General features: G+C 61.3%; 16 protein-coding genes. 7 read left to right on the top strand and 9 right to left on the bottom strand.

Going from position 1 to position 17,029, the window contains the following annotated elements; all coding sequences use genetic code 11:
- The coding region (locus tag E7T06_RS20355) for a DDE-type integrase/transposase/recombinase (protein ID WP_136367595.1) at positions 1-361 on the top strand (361 nt) is incomplete at its 5' end.
- Between the two features lie 268 nt (positions 362-629).
- On the opposite strand, the gene soxR is transcribed toward E7T06_RS20355, so the two are convergent.
- Entirely contained in the window at positions 630-1,085 is a 456-nt protein-coding gene (gene soxR / locus E7T06_RS20350) for a redox-sensitive transcriptional activator SoxR (protein WP_136367594.1), read from the bottom strand.
- 137 nt (positions 1,086-1,222) lie between these two features.
- Between soxR and E7T06_RS20345 the strand changes: the two genes are divergently transcribed.
- A complete protein-coding gene (locus E7T06_RS20345) occupies positions 1,223-1,891 on the top strand; it encodes a hypothetical protein (protein WP_205750998.1) in 669 nt (222 codons plus the stop codon).
- On the top strand, positions 1,888-2,298 hold the full coding sequence (locus E7T06_RS20340; protein WP_136367593.1) for a VOC family protein: 411 nt from the start codon (positions 1,888-1,890) through the stop codon (positions 2,296-2,298). Before E7T06_RS20345 ends, E7T06_RS20340 begins: the two co-directional genes overlap by 4 nt.
- A 280-nt stretch (positions 2,299-2,578) precedes the next feature.
- On the opposite strand, the gene E7T06_RS20335 is transcribed toward E7T06_RS20340, so the two are convergent.
- The 5 genes from E7T06_RS20335 to E7T06_RS20315 all read right to left on the bottom strand — a co-directional run bounded on the left by E7T06_RS20335 (position 2,579) and on the right by E7T06_RS20315 (position 6,454).
- The gene (locus tag E7T06_RS20335; RefSeq protein ID WP_136367592.1) at positions 2,579-3,016 is read right to left on the bottom strand and encodes a DoxX family membrane protein; all 438 of its coding nucleotides are present in this window, start codon (positions 3,014-3,016) and stop codon (positions 2,579-2,581) included.
- A 290-nt stretch (positions 3,017-3,306) separates the two neighbouring features.
- Positions 3,307-3,627 carry an AzlD domain-containing protein gene (locus E7T06_RS20330; RefSeq protein ID WP_136367591.1) on the bottom strand — a complete coding sequence of 107 codons (321 nt, stop codon included), beginning with the start codon at positions 3,625-3,627 and terminating at the stop codon, positions 3,307-3,309.
- Entirely contained in the window at positions 3,624-4,331 is a 708-nt protein-coding gene (locus tag E7T06_RS20325; protein WP_240741197.1) for an AzlC family ABC transporter permease, read from the bottom strand. The genes E7T06_RS20330 and E7T06_RS20325 overlap by 4 nt, the downstream gene beginning before the upstream one ends.
- Positions 4,332-4,621: 290 nt before the next feature.
- Entirely contained in the window at positions 4,622-4,912 is a 291-nt protein-coding gene (locus E7T06_RS20320; RefSeq protein WP_136367589.1) for a hypothetical protein, read from the bottom strand.
- 204 nt (positions 4,913-5,116) lie between these two features.
- Complete coding sequence (locus E7T06_RS20315; protein ID WP_136367588.1) at positions 5,117-6,454, bottom strand: replication initiator protein A; 1,338 nt, start codon at positions 6,452-6,454, stop codon at positions 5,117-5,119.
- 491 nt (positions 6,455-6,945) lie between these two features.
- On the opposite strand from E7T06_RS20315, the gene E7T06_RS20310 reads away from it, so the two are divergent.
- Both E7T06_RS20310 and E7T06_RS20305 read left to right on the top strand, forming a co-directional pair.
- On the top strand, positions 6,946-7,167 hold the full coding sequence (locus E7T06_RS20310) for a hypothetical protein (protein WP_136367587.1): 222 nt from the start codon (positions 6,946-6,948) through the stop codon (positions 7,165-7,167).
- Between the two features lie 647 nt (positions 7,168-7,814).
- Positions 7,815-8,225, top strand: a complete 411-nt coding sequence (locus tag E7T06_RS20305; protein ID WP_136367586.1) for a hypothetical protein — start codon at positions 7,815-7,817, stop codon at positions 8,223-8,225.
- A gap of 130 nt (positions 8,226-8,355) precedes the next feature.
- Here E7T06_RS20305 and E7T06_RS20300 read toward each other — a convergent pair whose 3' ends face one another.
- The 3 genes from E7T06_RS20300 to E7T06_RS20290 form a co-directional block, all read right to left on the bottom strand.
- A complete protein-coding gene (locus E7T06_RS20300; RefSeq protein ID WP_136367585.1) occupies positions 8,356-8,661 on the bottom strand; it encodes a hypothetical protein in 306 nt (101 codons plus the stop codon).
- Positions 8,658-9,302: a ParA family protein gene (locus tag E7T06_RS20295; RefSeq protein ID WP_136367584.1), complete on the bottom strand. Its 645-nt coding sequence runs from the start codon at positions 9,300-9,302 to the stop codon at positions 8,658-8,660. The genes E7T06_RS20300 and E7T06_RS20295 overlap by 4 nt, the downstream gene beginning before the upstream one ends.
- 593 nt (positions 9,303-9,895) lie before the next feature.
- Positions 9,896-10,921 (bottom strand): branched-chain amino acid aminotransferase, encoded by a 1,026-nt coding sequence (locus E7T06_RS20290; protein WP_136367583.1) that lies wholly within the window; start codon positions 10,919-10,921, stop codon positions 9,896-9,898.
- 1,490 nt (positions 10,922-12,411) lie between these two features.
- Between E7T06_RS20290 and E7T06_RS20280 the strand changes: the two genes are divergently transcribed.
- Together E7T06_RS20280 and E7T06_RS20275 are read left to right on the top strand one after the other, a co-directional pair.
- A complete protein-coding gene (locus E7T06_RS20280; RefSeq protein ID WP_136367581.1) occupies positions 12,412-14,646 on the top strand; it encodes a hypothetical protein in 2,235 nt (744 codons plus the stop codon).
- Between the two features lie 12 nt (positions 14,647-14,658).
- Complete coding sequence (locus tag E7T06_RS20275) at positions 14,659-17,028, top strand: hypothetical protein (RefSeq protein ID WP_136367580.1); 2,370 nt, start codon at positions 14,659-14,661, stop codon at positions 17,026-17,028.
- The last annotated feature ends 1 nt before the right edge of the window (position 17,029 follow it).

Genomic DNA, 17,029 nt, shown 5'->3' with positions numbered 1-17,029 from the left:
GTTTCTGATCCGCCTGCTCGGCGAATTCCACGTTCCAGAGACGATCTGTACGGACAAGCTGGCCAGCTACGGGGCTGCCATTCGAGAACTTCCAGCACTTCAGGCGGTCGACCATCAACAGGTGATCAGGGCGGCCCGCTGCAACAACCTGATTGAGCAATCCCACCGTCCCACGCGACAACAAGAGCGTGGTCAACTTGGTTTCAGGAAGATCAAGCGAACCCAGGAATTTCTGAATCTCCACGCCCGGGTCACCAACCTTCACCGCCACACCCGAACGACGGTTCCCGCCCACATCAGAAGAAGCAACCAACACCAGGCATTTCAGATGTGGCGTGAGGTCGGCGCAGGGGTCGCCTGAACTTTAGGCGACCTCTGCTGTTCGTCTGCCACCCGCAGGATTAACCTGACAGAGCCTGTTCAAGACACCCCTGCGCTGAACCTCTACTCCGCGCTGTGTTCAAAGGTAGGCGCTGACAACGCGCTACGGATGCTGATTGGAAACCAAGCAGCACAACCTAAGCTCAAGAGTCCGGTGAAGATCTTCCTCCAGCGAGGATGGGTCACGCAGCACAGGCCTCCGCCGGGCCACCTCCGCCTCTCGCACTGCATGCCCGGTACCGCGCACTTCATCCAGCCCGCGTTCCTGTCAGCGTATTTTTCCCCGGATGCCGCCCGCCATACTCGTCGCCCGGATTGAACAGGGCGCAACGCTCCAGCGACAGACACCCACACCGGATGCACCCGCCCAGATCGTCACGCAGCCGGGTCAGCGTCGCAATCCGGGTATCAAGCTCCGCACGCCAGCGCTCCGACAGGCGTTCCCAATCTGCCGCTGTCGGCGTGCGTCCGGCGGGCAGCTCCGCCAGCGCGGCGCGAATGTCGGCCAGCGGGACACCCACATGTGCGGCGGCATGGACAAAGGCCAGCCGCCGCACCGTGTCGCGCGGGTAGCGGCGCTGGTTGCCCGTGGTTCGGGTGCTGACGATCAGGCCCTCACGCTCATAAAAGTGCAGCGTGGAGACGGTCAGGCCGCTGCGTTCGGCCAATTGGGCAGGCGTCCAGTGGGGAGTGGGGAAAGACATGAGGCACCTCCGGGGGCTTGACCTCAACCTTACTTGAGGTTTTAAGCTGGTGGCAATAACCCCGAGGAGAACCCATAAAGCCAATCCTGAGCCTGTCCACCCATTGCCCCACCGGATGAATGCCGTAAAGGACACCCATGCACATCGAGAGCCTGACCCTGTTTACCACTGACCTGAACGTCCAGTACGCCTTTTATTCAGGAGTCCTTGGCCTGAACGCGGCGACAAGAACGTCCGACAGCGTGACTTTCCAAGCCGGACGAACCTTCCTTACCTTTCGGCAGCACGGTGATCCTGGGCGCTTCTCCCACCTTGCCTTCGACATTCCGCGTAACCAGGTGGAACAGGCGGAAACGTGGCTCCGGGCGCGCGTGCCGCTGCTCGAAGATGCACAGGGCATCAGCCGCTTTCCGCTGAGCGAGGGCTGGAACAGCGAAAGCTTGTATTTCGAAGACGCTGCCGGCAATCTCCTCGAATTCATTGCGCGACATGATCTGCCGAACGACCACACCGCCCCGTTCACCTCAGAGAGCGTGCTGCAGGTCAGCGAACTGGGCCTCGTGGTGCCGGATGTCCCTGCGGCCGTACTCGATCTGGAGCGCCGCTTCGGCCTCCTGACCTTCCATGAGCAGAGCGACACGTTCACGCCGGTCGGAGATCACCACGGCCTGCTGATCGTGGTGAGGGAGGGCCGGGGCTGGTTCCCCACCGGGCGACCTGCTGTTCCCGCGCCGTTCGAGGTCACCTTCAACGGCGGCGGATCGACCCAGCACTTCGACGACAGCAGTGTCCTGGAGCGACCATGAACCCGCCCCTGCTGACCCCGGCCACCCACATCCGCCTGGCCCGGCCCAGCCTCGACCTGCGCGCTGCCCAACACTTCTATACGGCGGGCCTGAACCTGAGCGTCCTGTACCACCACGACAGTATGGGAGAGGAGGCGTCCCTGCTGATGCTGGGCGTGAGGGGCGCGGCCTGGCACCTGGAATTGACGCATCTGGCTGGCCACCCGCTTCTCCCCACACCGACGGAAGACGACCTGTTGGTGCTGTATCTAGGGCGTCCAGTGGAGCCGTCTGTCCTTCAGCATCTCACCGAATCCGGCGGCACGCGCGTCCCGGCGCTCAATCCGTACTGGGACACGTATGGGGTGACCATCCAGGATCCGGACGGGTACCGGTTGGTGTTGTGTCACCGAGAGTGGACGATCTGAACAGTCCCGCCTCTCCCGGCGGGTGTTCTGTGGTGTCCTGCATCTCTGAAGTGGAATAGGCCTTGACGGGGCAGACCCCTGAGCACAGGTTCTGGCGCCCAGCCTCAGGTTTGGTAGAGAGCAACTCTGGCTGAGAGGCCTCAAAAGCCATTGAAGGACGTGCTGGCCGCCGAACAAAGGGGATATGGGCGAGAGGAGTCACCAAAACCTATGACCCTCCGCTACACCACCTCAGGTACGAAGAGCTTGGCCGTTTTCCTGTGGGTTAAGCAGCGCAGGCCTACCTCGCCGCACGGCGTTTTGCCTGCCAAGCCGCCCACGCTCCAGTTGACCACAGTGCCCAAGCGACCAACAGCGGTTGAAAGCACAGCCGGATCAGCCGGGCCTGATCGGCGTTCAGGCCAAAGGCATCCGTTCGGGTCAGGTACTGCGAGATATTGCCCGGAAACACGGCCACGAAGAAAGCGGCCAACAGCGCGCCAACAGGGACGCGGCGCCGTGGCAGTGCGATCAGTGCCGCGCCGAGAGCAAGTTCGACCACGCCCGAAGCCACCACGATGAAGTCTGGATCAAGGGGGAGCCAAGTGGGCACCTGCGCCTGAAACGCCTCACGCTGGGTGGTGAGGTGACCGGTGCCGGCCAGCAGCAACGCGCCGCCCAGGAGGAGCCGGGCCGCATGTTGAACCCAAGAAACACGTGGAAAGAGGGAAGTTGACATGAAATCTCCTTGAGAACAGGCAGGATGGGGCCAGCGAACTTGAGAACGATGCCGAGGGCCAGAGTTTTGGGAAGTCAGGCCAACCCCAAAGCGTGACTTGGCCCGGATGACTCGTTCAGACCACGGAATGGCCAAAGAACTCGGTGGGAGGCGCTCGGACTGACACGGTCTCCGGCCTAATGGAGCGAGGGCAGAGTTCGGCCGAGGTGATCTGCCTAACATGTCGACCGAAGTCAAGTCTTTTCACACCTTTTTCCGTCCCTCAGCCTACTGAAAGTCATGACTGCCCTTCAGCGCCAGCCGATCGCCTGAGCGACGAACAACAGGCCCAAGCCCACCACGAGGGTCCACAACACGTTCCGCGTCTTCCACGCCACTGCCGCTGCGATGAGGCCGATCAGCAACCGGGGATTGAGCACATCCAAGATGCCGGTGGCTGCCGAACGCAGGAGTTCCGGCGCAATCAGGGCCGCCAGCACGGCGGCAGGCACGAGTCCCAATGAAGATCTGAGGTGTTCTGGGAGCTGTCGGCCCCGCAGCAGCACGAGAAACGACGCACGCAGACCCAGGCTGACGAGGCCCATCCCGACGATCAAGAGCCAGATGCTCATGCGGCTTTGCCCTGCGAACGCTGCACCCAGTACCCGATGGCCACGCCGCACACCGCCCCCAGAATCAGATTGAGGCGAAACGGCAGGTTATGGGCGGCCACCGCCACCCCAGCAGACACGGCCGCGGCCACCACCTGCGGCCTGCTCTTCAAGACCGGCACGAGCAGCGCGATGAAGCTGAGCGGCACGGCGAAATCCAGCGGCCAGGTGGCAGGAATGCGTGCGCCCAGCAGCGCGCCGACGGCGGTGCCACTCTGCCAGGTCAGCCACATCAGGACGGCGGCTCCAGCGTAATAGGCGACGGGGTGAGGCTCGGTGAAGGGCCGCCCCATGACGACTGCATAGGATTGATCGGTGATGCCGTAGGCGAGGAGCCAGCGTTTGGGCAGAGGCACACCCACGAACAGCGGCAGCATGGAGGCGGAATACAGGGCGAAGCGCAGATTCACGATCACCGTGCTCAGGAGGATCAGCACGGTGGGCGTGTGGCTGGCCACCAGCTGTGAGGCGATCAGTTGGGCCGCCCCGGCATAGCCGATCAGAGAAAAGGCGATGGACTGAGCGGGCGTGAAGCCCGCCTGCACCGCGGCAATCCCGGCCACCATGCTGAACGGTACGACGCCGGGGATCAGCGGCGTAAAAGCACGCAGCCCCCGCCAGAAGGCGGGCATGAACGGGGGAGGGTGTGGAGTGACTTCGGTCATGGCTCCAGAGTGCCGCATGACACGGCCTGACGGCGAGGACGTTCTCGCGCCTCGCCGTCAGGTGTCCAGGTTCCTCGGGTGTTCCCCGACGTCTCCCGAAAGAAGCGTCTCAGGAGAGTGGTGTAAAACCTCCCCGCGAACGCCACATCATGGCGCAGGCAGACCAGCCGTGAGTCCGCTCTGGGCACATCAAACTCGCTCAAGCTGCAGAGTGGGGAGACTCCCACAGTTGCGAACTGCAGCTGAACCACGATCACCATCCTTCACACGGCTCCAACTTGCCACGACGTTCAGCAGGCCTTGACCGAGCAAACACACTCGTCAGGCCTGCACCCACTGATCATCGGCAAGGCACTCGCAGTGTCAAGTTGAAGAGGGGTGAAGCTCAAGATCAGGTAGGGCATGTGTTCGGGAAGGCCCGGCTCACGGGCTTGGCGTTGGGCATAGCAGGCCACCGCCAACTGATGCACGCCCTGACTCATCGCCCCCACCCACAGCCGACCGGTGTACCTGACCGTTGACCTCGCTCCATCGTCCCAGCGCAACACCACCTGCCATTGGGGAAGTGAGGAGGCCGTCATGACCCTAGTTTGCCTGATCACTCCAGTAAGAGGGGCGAATCTACCCGCCGCTTTTCATCTCTTCCTTCCTTCTGCTCCTGCCGGGGGTTGAGGCTATACTGGCCGGCTGTCTCCACTCGTCGAGTCAACGCCAACCTGATGTTCCCCAAGGCACCTCTTCACGGATTCAGCAGAGCCGTTTCAAGAGCGCCAGCACCCTCCAATCTAGGCTGTCCACTGGGCAACCACGGCCTGAGCCTCAGCAGTGCTTTTCCCCAACAAGCCGATCAAGTCGAGCGTCGTGACTCGGCCCCCGACATACAAAGCCGAGACCCGATCCCGAATTTCCCGGCGTTCAGTGGGTTGATCGTAAGTCCCCATCAAAATAATGTGTGCCGCCGCGGTATCCCGGACAGCCACTGGTGCATCCGCATCGCTGGGGGGCTGGGCTGCTGAATGGCGAGCGGCTGGAGTGCTGGATTGCCGACCTTCAGCTTGGGTCAGCAGGGTGTCGTACTTGTGCGGTTGCTCCAGAATATCGGTCAGGATTCCAGCCTTGTTCCGGATCTTGGTGCGGTACTCCGTTCGCAGCAGGGCCTCCAAGACCCCCACAGCCCGCTTCACCGCTTGCAGTCCGTGGCTCTGGGCCAGCAGAAGGGTGCGCCCTCCACTGACCCCGTAGCGAGCCAACAGGGCGGCCGCTTCAGGGTCAGGGGCTGTGGCATCCACCTGGCCAAAGGTGTAGTGCACCACACGCGATTTCCCCCGGCCTTGATAGGTCACGTCCCGCAAGAAGCCCGTCGCTTTCAACTCGACATGGGCCGGCTGGAGCGCGCGCATGACTGTATCAGGCCGCATCTCCTGCATGCCGAGGTGACTGGCCCACACGCCGAGCGGAACCGAGTAAGCCAACACCGGCTGCCCACCCCCCTGCCGCTGAAACGACAGGGTGCGGAACAGGTTGCGGGTCAGGGGCTGAGTCAACTGGGCCAACAGCTCAAAATTCAGCGGCAAGATATGACCAGCCCGAATATTTTTAATGACGCCGTCATCCAGTTTGATGGCCAGTACCGTCTGGGCACGCCACTGCCCCAGGTTGGTCACGTCCGCCGTGTTGTCTTCTGCCGAATGCTTCACGATCAGGCTGAAGCTCATGGTTCGCCAACGGTGCTTGCTGCCGTCATACCAGCTGTCAATGACGTCATAGGCGGTGTACTGCAAACGGCGGAGCGACTCGCGCAACTTCTCATAGGCACGCGCACTCGGGGTAATTCCACTGAGCCGCAGCAGTTCCCGGCTGGTGACCCGCACCGTGTCATCTTCTGGCAGGCCCTGCAAGACGGCGGCATTCACCAATCCCAGCAAGATGTCGTTGTCGACACCGTGCGGAACCAAACTGTTGCGCGGCGCTGTACAGGTGATGTGGATTCCCCCCAACGCGTCTAGGGTCAACTGCTTAGTCCATTCGTAGAGGTCTGTGCGGTTGGGTGCAAGGACTAAGTTGAGCCGGGCCAGGTTCGGTTCGTCATGCCGTAGCTCTACGTCTGCGTCCCTGGTCGCCATGAGAGCAGTTTACAGGGTTCTCAGACTTCGCGAATCAGGTGCTGCCAGTGCTGATTGATGATCAATCTTTTTAAAAGAAGTTAAAACATATGAATGATCATCACTCAAGGGAAAGCAAAAAATATTGTGTCAGACAGCATTTACGAGGAGAATTCCACAAAGTGCCACGGGTGGACAAGCTCTGATTCCACAAAGTGCCACAGGCAAGCAACCGGAAGCACCACAAAGTGCCACAGGTAGAGCTTGGAGGGCTCCACAAAGTGCCGTGGGTGATTCCACAAAGTGCCGCAGGTGGACAAGCTCTGATTCCACAAAGTGCCGCAGGTCGGCTGCCCCGAATTCTGTCTCAATTCCACAAAGTGCCTCAGGTGATTCCACAAAGTGCCACAGGTGGACAAGCTCTGATTCCACAAAGTGCCACAGGTAGAGGCGATGTTGTGCGCCGCTGAGGCCTTCTAACACCCAAGAGGGAGGAAGAGCCTGATCAGTAGATGCGGATCTTAATTCACCGGTGGCTCACCGGACAAGAATGGCTCTCGTGGCTGTTCTGGAACCTCAAACTGCTGGATGGTCTGCTCGACTGGAAGGTGACCCGTCCGGTGGCGGAAGCGTTGGCGGCGGATCGTCCTGACCGGGTGACCCCGGCCCTGCGGCAGGTGGACGAACGGCTCGCTGCCGTGTGGCGGCCCCATTCTCTACTGGTAGTCCGTTGAGTTGTCTTGGTGATCCCAGAAACACGTCGTTTTTCGTGGCGTGGGTTGGTCGACCTCAGCGATGGACACGGCCTCTGGCTCGTTCATCAGGCTCAGTCAACGGACTACCACTACTTGCTTCGTTAGTGGATGCGGTGCGCAATCCCAGCAAGTGGGGCTTTGAAGCGATTGCGGCGCCTAGCAAGCCCAGTAAAGCCTCTCCGAAGCGGAGAAGGGCTGCCCTACCCGGAAAAGGAGCTGCCTGGCCCTCAGGATGCCCGTGAGACGTTAGGGGTGTTGCTGCGTTTGCGACTGAGTCGGGCACCTTCAACGGTGGCCTTGGCGGCGCTGCAAGGCTTGACGGCAGAGCAGGTCACGACAGTCCGGGCTGCACTAGAGCGTCCAGCTGCGGAAGCCTTGCCCCTGGTTTGCGCGCTGCTGAGGGTTGAACTCTAATCGGCGTAGCTTTATACCGTGTCAGGAGGGCTCTCCCCTTTCTTAACGGCAATGTGTGAGCTCTGAGCACTCAATCAAACCGTTCACCGTTCGCGAAATTGAGTCAGGTGGCAGAGCCGTGAAGACCCTATGTTATTCGGAGAGGTTCATCCTCACGTCATTTGCGACACTTGACCTTGATCCTGTTTTGGGGTCGCGCCATGCTCAAGGGGATGACCGCTCTGCCTCAGCCTCTGCACGCGCATTTGCGGAATCAGCAGGCGTTTGAAACCTGTGTTGCGACGACCCTACAAGTGCTGGCAGCCGTGGAATTTGCTCCAGCTTTACATCACACCCAGCCGACTCAGGAGATCCTATTAGCGTTTGCTGCGGAACTGGACCGGCATGCGGGAGAGATTGCCGCACTGGCGGGCGAACGGTACCTCGATTTGCCAGCGCTGGGGCAAGGCTACTACGAGCGCTTGGTCACGGAGCGCGACGAACCGTTGCCTGCGGCGTACCATGCGCTGCATTCGGTGGCGTATCTGGGCCTAGACGGCGGAACGACCACCGCGACGCTGCTCTCGGCCGTGGCCTATGCGCTGCGGGTGCTGGCGCAACAGAAAAGCCGCCTGCGTCACTGATGTTGCACTCGTGGCTCACCTTCGGCAAAACAGGATCCGGCAAGACTGTTTGAGCAGCACTGGGAAGTCCAGGCACACATCACCAATCCTTCGAGTCAACTCTGACAACGCCTTGTTAAGGGCGTGAGCTCTACTCCAGAGTTTTTTGGACGGCTTGCCGATTGATTTCGGCACGAAATTCAGCGTCCTGGACGTAGCGGTAAATCAGTGTCTCCAAGACTGCTTCCATCTTCACCTTCTGACCCTGCTCCTGCACTTCAAGCAAGTGCCGTTTGAGGGCGTAGCGCACGCTGGGCCGCAGCCGAGTGCTACAGGTTTCGCGCTTTTCGGGGGCGGGCTGAGGGGTCTGGGCCGGAGGAGGTGAGGCGGGTTTTTGTGGTTCCGGCACCTCTTCTCGCGCGGCGCGCAAGTTGGCCAGTCCATCGCGCAGGCTCATGCGTTCGCTCCAGCCATAGCTATGAATTCTTCGGTAACCCGTTCGTACTTGAACCACAGGCCTTTGGCGAGGCTGTTGCTACGGACATCCTTGACGAGGGTGCCCGCGTTGTTGGCATCCCGGAACGCTTCGGAGAGCCGAACCGTCTGGGTCAGGACGGGGATGCCGGCGTTGGCCAAGGCGGAGCGGGCATCGGACAGCTCGCGGTCGTTGCCCGGGCGCACCATGGTCAGCATCGCTGCGTACCGGGTAGGAGCAATCCCGGCGGCCCGCAAGACTTCCACGGTCTGGGCCATCTTGTCCATGCCGCCGAGGTCAGGTGTACTGGGCAGAATCAGTGCGGCGCAGGAGTCGGCCAGGTCGAGCAGGTCGGCGTCTTCGAGGCCACTTCGGGAGTCGATCACCACCGCCGTGTATTTGCCCGCCTGACTCAGGGAGGCCATGCCGCCCACAGTGAACGGCAGGTTCCCGCTGCGGCCCCAAGCAGTGGCGGTCCGGATGCGGTCGCCGTCTGCAAGCAGAACGCGTTCCCCGGCGTAGGCGAGGTGGGCGGCGATGTGCATGGCGCTGGTCGTCTTCCCCACCCCGCCTTTCAAGCTGGCCAGAGCCACCACCAGTGGCCCAACAGGTTCAGCAGTCATGAACGCAGACTGGCTTCTGGCTTTCTGCCTTGCACATTTGCCAGAAACGCAGTGAAGCAGTGGATCTGAGGTGCGCTTTCTTGTTGACGAATTGAAGTGGACAGCAGCAGTCAACGTCAAAGGGAGGGTCAGGGGTTGGAACAGCCCAGGCATCGAACCAAGCCAGACGGGTGTTTGTCAGAATGTCAGAAAAATGAGAACACAGAACGACAGAAGCAGTCTGGCGAACAACGTTCTGTGGATGCCGAAGAATTTATTAAGGAATAAAACGCAGATGCTAAGCGTAGCGTACCGACAAAGTCATTTTTGGATACGGCCATCGCGTCGGCATCAGCCGGACTCATTCGCCTCTGGACACTGGACTCCCAGCCGAAATCATTCGCGTCTTTACCAGAATGTCAGAATTGCAGACCGACCGGGTTGGCTGCGTTGGCTGAAACGCCAAGAGGGCGAAGCTGCCGGGCCAATTGACCTGACCTGATTGCCGCTGCTCGTCGGCCTCCCGAGATTCCGCCGAGACGGCTACACTTCTCTTCCAGACCTCACTCTTGTTCACCCTAAAAAGGAGGATACCCCTGCTCCCACGTGCGGTGTCACTTCACTTTGACAATCCACCCTGCTGGAGCAGGCCGGTCTCCATATTGAATCCCCGTCAGTTCGTCATACAACGCCCGCATAACCGGCCCGACTTCCGTTTCGCTGTAAAAGACATGGAACTTCTCTCCGTGCTGAATGCCGCCAATGGGCGTGATCACGGCTGCCGTGCCACACGCGCCCGCTTCGCTGTAGGCGTCTAGTCCGTCGATCAACACGTCCCCCTGCTCCACCTCCAGACCGAGTCGGTCGCGGGCGATGTCGAGCAGCGAGAATTTGGTGATGCTCTCCAGAATGGACGGGGACTTGGGCGTCACCAAGCGCCGTCCATCTCTGGTAATCGCCAGAAAATTGGCCGCACCAACTTCTTCAATCTTGGTGTGCGTGGCTGGATCGAGGTAGATGCAGTCTGCAAAGTGCTGGTTTTTGGCTTCTTGTCCGGGCAGCAGGCTGGCCGCGTAATTGCCGCCGACCTTGGCGGCCCCGGTGCCGTTGGGTGCGGCGCGGTCATACGAGGACACGATGAAGTTGGCGGGCGTGAGGCCCCCCTTGAAGTACGACCCCACCGGCGTGCAGAACACCGAGAACCGGAACTCCGGGGCAGTCCGCACGCCGATGTTGTCACCGACGCCGATCAGGTAAGGCCGCAGGTACAGCGCCCCACCGCTGCCGTAGGGCGGGATGAAGCGTTCATTGGCGAGCACGACCTGACGGCACGCCTCGATGAACATCTCTGTGGGGACGGGCGGCATCAGGAGCCGCGCGCAACTGCGCTGCATCCGGGCGGCGTTCTGATCGGGCCGGAACAGGTTGATGGAACCGTCTTGACACCGGTAGGCTTTGAGGCCCTCGAAACATTGCTGCCCGTAGTGCAGGGCCGTGCTGCCCTCACTGATATGCACCAGGTGGTCTTCGGTGAGGGTGCCGCTGTCCCACGCGCCGTCTCGCCAGGAGGACACGTAGCGCTGGTCAGTCTTGATGTACTGGAAGCCGAGGTTGTGCCAGTCGAGGTTGGGTTGCGTCACAGGCCCAGTATGAGCGCTTGAACGCTCTGCCGGATCGGAAGAGCTTCAGAGGGGTCAGGGTGGCACAGGGATGAAATTTCGCCGCTGGGCAACCGCGACTGCTTTTCTAGGGGGCAGCTCTGCTGGTGCGGGCGCATCCGCTTGGAGGCGTTCGGGCACCAGTCACGTGGCACGGCTGGGGAGTGGAAGGCGCGGAGAGGGCAACAGCTGGGAACACGGCCTCGTCACAGCCCTATCCCGGTTTGGTGGGCGGAGGTGGCGAGTAGATTTTCTGTCTTATCAATTTGTCAGAAAACCAGAAGTTTGTTTATGTTTTGTCAGAATGTTATTGCCGAGTAAGGGGCGAGTCTTATTGAACGTGGTGGTAGATCAATCCTTTGAGGTCATGGAAAAGCCCGGCGAGCTGGAGTTGCTCCAGCGCCAGAAGACAAGGAGGCACCCAAAAGAGGCGGCCTCGCCAGAATGTCAGAACTCCAGAAGAGGATTTTGTCTTGCTGATCAAACCGGTGGCACACTCGTGCCACGCGGCTTTGACTGCACTCCAATGATGTGGCAATGTCTTTGGCTGATAACCGCTGACCTTCAGACGTATCCGCGAGAAGGAGGATTCGGGCTCGAGTGACGGCGCGAACCTTGGCGGTGCCAGTGGTGGTGAACTTGAGGAGGTGTTGACGTTCTTCCGCCGTGAGGGCAATGCAGAGGCGTTGTGGCATGGAGGGGAAGCGAGTGGCTGGGCGCGTCTGGCACCGAGATGCTCTCCCCGGTTCGCCTCCCAATCCTCGCAACACGTGTAGCAGTCCACTAGGCCCCACTTTGCGGTGGGGAAGAGCGCCCTGCTCAATCAGTTTCACCAGGTACGGACGACTGACCTGCAGGAGCTCAGCTGCCTGTTGTGTACCGATCTCAGGTTCAAGGGTGACCCCTTGCATGGCCTTGCCAGACGTCAGTTGGGCGAGGAAAGATTCCAACGCTTCAGTCAAGGGTGTTGGAATCTTTCCAGCTGGAACTCGGAGTTGCTCCAGCTGAATTTGGGCCGTCACCTGATCCGCAGGAGTGAGGGAGAACAAGGTGGTCACTGAGAACCTCCTCTCCTCATTCAACGAAATAGACGAAACCACAATCTGTTGTTACCTCTGACCTTTTGATAATTGGGGGTGATTGGGGGCACAGTGAACAGATTCCCTTTTATGCCCGCGAGGGTGACTTGCCGGGGATGATGGCAGGATGACAGCCGCCGGGGTACCCGCCCAGAGGTGAAGGCACCACCATCCCTCAGTCCGCACCGGCTCCCGTGCTGATCATGGCTTGATCACGCTGCGAGGTGTTTACTGCTACCTAAGATCTCAGGTTTACCATCTTGTCCAGGTGTGAGAAAGGCTGAGCTGGGGTCTAGAGGATACGCAAAAGGGTGAAAGGCCCAGTTGGCCCGCCGCTGGCTGGTGAGGCCAAGTCGGCTTCACCGTCTTCTTCTGTATTAAGGAGGCAAGGGGATGCTGAGTATTCCTGTTCTGGCCGAAATCGAGGGCGTCTCTGTGTTCCGTGACGATGAGAATCCCGCCAGTTTCTATTACCTGCCCAGCCGACCCACCATTGCCCGTGGCGAAAACGGCAGGCCGCAATTTACCTTCATGCGCTATCAGTTTGCCATCGAACGGCCCGGAGCTGAGCCGGGGGGCGGCTACCTGGTGTTTACAACCGTGATGCGGGAGGATCAGCAGAAATTGGCGAAGGTGCGCCAGGTGCTGCAATCGAGGCTGCGCTCGGAGATGCCGACCACCACAGTCTTGCCGGAAGTCACGCTGGCTCCGGTGGACTTTACCGAGGGCGAAGTGCGGCTGATCATCATGCAAAACGACAAGTTTGTGAAGGCGCTGAACCTGGGCAAACCGTCCCTGTTTGGAGACAATACGGCGTCGCTGGCGGTGGAACTGACCGCCGACGGCGCGACCCTGTTCTATGAGGCGCTCCGCAAGCAGGGCAGCGTGGCGGCCATCGAATACGACCTGGTGTTTCCAGTGCGCCTGCCCGCCATCACCATCCGGGGCCATGTGGACTCGCGGGAAGTCAAGGAAGCGGTCATCGGGTACACCAAAGAACAGGTCAATTCCAGCGATACGTGGGGCAACGACGAGTCCCACGAGGTGGCGCACCGCTCCTCCATTGCCGAGACGATGGAGTCTCAGGGCCTGATTCAGCTTGAAATCCTGAAGGGGAACGTGGAACTGGGCCAGGACGATCTGGAATCGCTGCGGGCGTTCGCGTTTCAGGCGATGGACGCCTTTATCAAGGAACACTTCTTGAAGGGCGGCACCGTAGAAACCGAGCAAGACCGCCAGAGCCAGTGGATGAATTACCTGCAACAGGACGTGCAGGCCCGCTTCGATCTGGACGTGTCGTACCGGGACGTGATCAAGCGGCAGTACAACCCCAGCGCCCAGATCAACCCCAGTTTCCTGGGTGTGCCCGTCGACGACGTGCTGATCGAGATCGACCTCGGCAACGCGCCCTGGTTCTTCAATACCCTGACTGTGGACGTCGACACCAATTTCGATTTCAGCAAGTACGGCGACTTCGTGCATAGCGTGGTGGGCCACTTCAGTTACGACCAGGTGCGGCCCGACGGCACGCGGATCACCAAGCGCGAGAGTGTGGCGTTCACCGCGGCAGATAACAAACCCAAAAAGTTCGAATCCCGCATCGCGGCGGTGGGCAAAGACAGCTACCACGTGGATATAGAGGTGAACTACAAGTCCGGCCCGGTGCTTCAGACGGTACTGGACAGGCGCGACAGCACCCTGCGCCACTGCACGCTGAACGTGCCTAATCCCGGCATCATCGAGATCAAGCTGTCTACGGCACCGGGGGCTTTCGACGAAAAACTGACCGGAATAGAGGTAGACATCGAGTATGCCGACCCGCGCCAGAACGTGCCGCGTGCGGTAGAAACGGTGCTGCTGGACGCCAAAACGCCCGCCGCCACCTACACACGTGTGATTTACGCGCCGTGGGACAAACCCTACCGTTACCGCGTGACCTACGTGCTGAAAGACGACGCCGGAAACATGCAGCGCAGCGCAGGCGACTGGCTGGAAGGCGCGGCAGACGGGCAGAATCTGGCGATTCACACGCCGTTTGAAGACAGCTTCACTCTGAACGTGATTCCCCTGGTGGACTGGCAAGAGGTGCGGGAACTGCTGGTGGATCTGGAATACGAGGATCAGCCCAATCGCTACCGGGTGCAGCGCACACTGAGTTTTTCCAAGGATCAGACCAGCATGTTGCCCTGGCGTTTCATGCTGCGCGACAAGGCGCGGCGGGCCTTCCGCTCCCGCCAGACCACGCTGATGCACAGCGGCGCGTCGGAAGATGGCGGCTGGGTCACGCACGACACCGACGGTTCACTGAAAGTGGGCAACGCGCCCAATGGCCTGATCAAGGTGGAGGTGGACGCCAGCGACCTGAACTTTACAGATGACGTGAAGCGCGTGCTGGTGCGCCTGAAGTATCTCGATCCGGCCCTCCCGGAGCCAGACGAAACCGCGCTGATGTTCCGGGAGACCACGCCGCAAACCTGGACGGTGACGCTGGGGCCGACGGTGCGCGACTACGTGTACGACGTGACCTACTACATGAAAGACAACACGCAGCGGCAACTGACCGGCGTGCGGGCTACACTGGGGGCCATTCAGGAATTCCTGATCGTGCCTGTGCAGCCGGGCGTTTAGGGGCGTGGGCCAGTGCTTTCGCTCGCGCCCCCCTACCACCAGATCGGCGGTTACAGCCTGCTGCCTGATCACGCCGATCCGCGCCGCTGGTACGTGCTGCCCACCGCGCCCACGCTGGCCCGCACGCCCGACGATCTGCCCGCCTTTTCGCTGGTGCAGTACTTGGGCGGCGGGGCCGGAGCCGCCAAAATCGCGGGCGGCCTGCTGACCCTGACCACCGAACTCACCGTACCGGACGACGCGCTGGAATCCTTGCGGGGCAAACTGAGCCAAGTGGTAGGCCACGCCGCCGCCGAGCTGGAGCTGATGCCCGTGTTCTTCGATTCCGGCACGGTGGAACTGATCGCGCTGGGGCAGGCTTCCACGCCTGCTGCACCGGGGAACGCCGCCGCACCCACCACGCAAAGCCCATTCGATATCAAGATTCTGGGCAGTGGCCGGGCCTCGCTGGGTGGGCGCAATACCGCCACGTTTCAACTAATGCTGGACGAACAGGCCGCCGAATTGGTGGACAGGGCGCTGGACGCCCCCGACCTGCCAATCATCGCCACCTACCGCCTGAGTTTCGCGGGCCTGCGCCCCAGCTTCAATATTGTGGTGGAAGCCGACTGGACGCGGGTGTACCGCAGTTTGCAGCAGCAACTGAAGGCCAATCTGTACTACGTGGCCGCCGATGTGCAGCAGCAGATCAGCAAAGCGGTGGAGGACAGCGGCGTGAGAATTGACGTGACGGTGCTGGGCGCGGGCGAGCAGGAAGCCGCCGCCGCCGAACGCGCCCGCAAGCAACTGACGGATTGGGTGCTGGAGCGGCTGTTTACGCCGATGGCGAACGCGCAGGCGGCCACCGCCAACGCCATCGGGGACGCGATTGGGGGCGTGGTGTCCGGGCTGGTGCGTACCATCGTGCCCGGCGTCAGTTATTCACTGAAGGTGATGAACGACGAGCAACTCAGAACCCTGTCGGCCCGCATGAACGAGGCGGTGGCCGAACGGCGCGAGGTGCTGCCGCAAGGCACGCTGGGACTGCTGCTGCGCCAATTGCGGCTGGATGAACAGGGAAAAGTGCGCCCCGACTGGCCTGCGCTGCGTTCCCGGCTGGTGTCGCAGATCAATCTGGACGGGTTTCCGCGCCTGGAGGTGCAGGTGGCCTCTGAAGACCGATTCGCCTCCGACGGCCTGGCGGAAGTGCGGGTGGAACTGGCCCGCGTGGATGCCTCAGGAACACCCGCCGATCCGCTGAAAACGGTGGCGCTGCGTTCTGCCGCCGAGAAAGAAGCCTATGTGGTAAATCTGCTGGGTCAGGGCACTGGTCATCCTGGTACTGGGCCGGACTTCGCGCGGCTGTATCAGTACCGCCTGGAGGTACAGTTCGATCCCGCCAGTGCTTTTGGGCCGCATCCGGTGGTCAGCGGTGGGTGGTATGTGGGGCACGCTTCCGAGTTGGTGGTGGAACCCCGCACGGTGTACGGCGTGCAGGAGGTGCAGGTCAGCGCCGCGCCCAGTTTCCCCTTCACCCAGTTTCCGCAGGTGACGGCAGCACTGGTGTATGAGGAAGCGGGAACGGCCCCCCAATCGGGCCGGGTGGAATTGAGTGCGGCCCAGCCGGGCGGAAGCTGGCGTTTTCAGTACTTTTTGCCGCCGGGGGGCGCGGAAACGGGGCAGGCGCTCCAGCCTCCGCCCTACACGGTCAGCCTGACGTACCACCGCCCCGGCAGTGCAGGCGGCCCCCTGACCCCGCCGCCGCAGCGATGGAACGACGATTATTTCAGCGTGCCCGACCCGCTGCCGACCAAGCGCCTGCTGAATCTGTTCGTCAGCCTGCCTTGGGCCGACCTGCTCACCGCCTTCGTGCAACTGCGCTACCGCGACGGCTCCAGCGGAGTGCAGTTTGACGAACAGATCGACCTGAATGCGGCCACCCCCTACCTGCGCCGCGATTACCCCATCGCTGCGGGCGGCACACAGGCCCTCAGCTACCGCCTGACCCTGCTCACCACAGGCGGTTCTCTCTTGGAAGGCTCTTGGCGAGAAACGTTGGATGACCGCCTTGTCATAGACCGCCGATTGGTAGAGCGCCGCGCCGTGCGGGTGCAGTGTGTGGGCGGCACGCTGAATGACACCACGTTGCGTGAAGTGCGCGTGCAGCTTCAGCGCCGCGACGCGCAAGGAGAGGCGAAAGAAGAAACGGAACTGACGTTTCTCCGGGGAACACCGCCCGCCCCCGCCACTTGGGAAGTCTTGTTGGGTGATCCGCCCGTAAAAACCGTGTTCTATAGCGCCGTATTTATAGACGAGTCGGGCTTCGTGACCCGCACGCCTTGGGCTTCCAGCGACGCCGATCTGCTGGTGGTGCAACTGAAGTCCCGCAGCGTCAGCGCCTAAA

Source organism: Deinococcus sp. Arct2-2, from assembly GCF_004801315.1.
In the GTDB taxonomy this organism is placed as follows: domain Bacteria; phylum Deinococcota; class Deinococci; order Deinococcales; family Deinococcaceae; genus Deinococcus.
The sequence above is the reverse complement of the archived record's forward strand: the minus strand, read 5'-3'. Positions and strand labels throughout refer to the sequence as shown.

Bases quoted from the DNA above. Each gene is read 5' to 3' on its own strand.
- E7T06_RS20300 (WP_136367585.1), bottom strand. From the start codon at position 8,661: ATGAGCCTGCGCGATGGACTGGCCAACTTGCGCGCCGCGCGAGAAGAG.
- E7T06_RS20295 (WP_136367584.1), bottom strand. From the start codon at position 9,302: ATGACTGCTGAACCTGTTGGGCCACTGGTGGTGGCTCTGGCCAGCTTG.
- E7T06_RS20320 (WP_136367589.1), bottom strand. From the start codon at position 4,912: ATGACGGCCTCCTCACTTCCCCAATGGCAGGTGGTGTTGCGCTGGGAC.
- E7T06_RS20280 (WP_136367581.1), top strand. From the start codon at position 12,412: ATGCTGAGTATTCCTGTTCTGGCCGAAATCGAGGGCGTCTCTGTGTTC.
- E7T06_RS20330 (WP_136367591.1), bottom strand. From the start codon at position 3,627: ATGAGCATCTGGCTCTTGATCGTCGGGATGGGCCTCGTCAGCCTGGGT.
- E7T06_RS20345 (WP_205750998.1), top strand. From the start codon at position 1,223: ATGCACATCGAGAGCCTGACCCTGTTTACCACTGACCTGAACGTCCAG.
- soxR (WP_136367594.1), bottom strand. From the start codon at position 1,085: ATGTCTTTCCCCACTCCCCACTGGACGCCTGCCCAATTGGCCGAACGC.
- E7T06_RS20325 (WP_240741197.1), bottom strand. From the start codon at position 4,331: ATGACCGAAGTCACTCCACACCCTCCCCCGTTCATGCCCGCCTTCTGG.
- E7T06_RS20310 (WP_136367587.1), top strand. From the start codon at position 6,946: ATGCGGATCTTAATTCACCGGTGGCTCACCGGACAAGAATGGCTCTCG.
- E7T06_RS20340 (WP_136367593.1), top strand. From the start codon at position 1,888: ATGAACCCGCCCCTGCTGACCCCGGCCACCCACATCCGCCTGGCCCGG.
- E7T06_RS20305 (WP_136367586.1), top strand. From the start codon at position 7,815: ATGACCGCTCTGCCTCAGCCTCTGCACGCGCATTTGCGGAATCAGCAG.
- E7T06_RS20335 (WP_136367592.1), bottom strand. From the start codon at position 3,016: ATGTCAACTTCCCTCTTTCCACGTGTTTCTTGGGTTCAACATGCGGCC.
- E7T06_RS20315 (WP_136367588.1), bottom strand. From the start codon at position 6,454: ATGGCGACCAGGGACGCAGACGTAGAGCTACGGCATGACGAACCGAAC.